Source organism: Afifella sp. IM 167 (assembly GCF_020144925.1).
Lineage (GTDB): Bacteria > Pseudomonadota > Alphaproteobacteria > Rhizobiales > Afifellaceae > Afifella.
The window spans coordinates 1-682 of sequence record NZ_NSLC01000027.1 but is presented as its reverse complement, the minus strand read 5'-3'; the positions used below and the strand labels follow the sequence as shown (position 1 = coordinate 682).

The 682-nt window shown below is 66.6% G+C and carries 1 protein-coding gene; it reads left to right on the top strand.

All coding sequences use genetic code 11. The features are described 5' to 3' along the window. Positions 1-682, top strand: a 682-nt coding sequence (locus CLD20_RS19965) for a hypothetical protein (protein WP_224408434.1), incomplete at both ends; no start/stop codon positions are given.

Here is a 682-nt window from a genome sequence, read left to right as displayed (position 1 = left end):
CTTGTGCTGTCAGCCTTGAGCATGGCGGGCGCGAGCTTCGCAGCGCCCATTCCCATCACCGGGATCGACCTGGACCCCAACGGAACGGTGCCGGCCGACGGCAAGGCGGCAACGGCCAAGAACAACTTCAACGCCGCGCTGAGGGGCGCCAGCCTCAAGACCGAGACCTTCGAGGGCTACACGGAGGGGAGCAAACCGGCGACGCTGTTCGGCGGCACCGCGCAACTCACCCCGATCAGCGAAGGTGGTGAGGGCTACGTCAGCAAAGAAACCATCGTTGGCGGCGTGACGGCCGGCCGCTTCAACACCACCCAGGGCGCCGATGCCGCGCTGTTCTGGGAGACGTCGCAGTCCTTCACGCTGAGCTTCGACCTGGCGATCAACGCCTTCGGTTTTTATGCCACCGACATCGGCGACTTCGCCGGCTCGCTGAAGATCACGCTGACCGGCAGCGACGGCAGCCTGAACTACACCATCTACCCGCCGCAGATCACGCCGGCCTCGGTCGACCCGCAGGCGGACACCAACGGCAGCCTGCTTTTCTGGGGCCTGATCACGCCGGACCTCAGCTTCACCACCGTCAGGCTGGACGTGCTGCAGGCCGAGCGCGGTGACGACTACCTCGGCTTCGACGATCTGCTGGCCGCGACGATCCAGACCGACCCCGACCCGGGCACCGTGC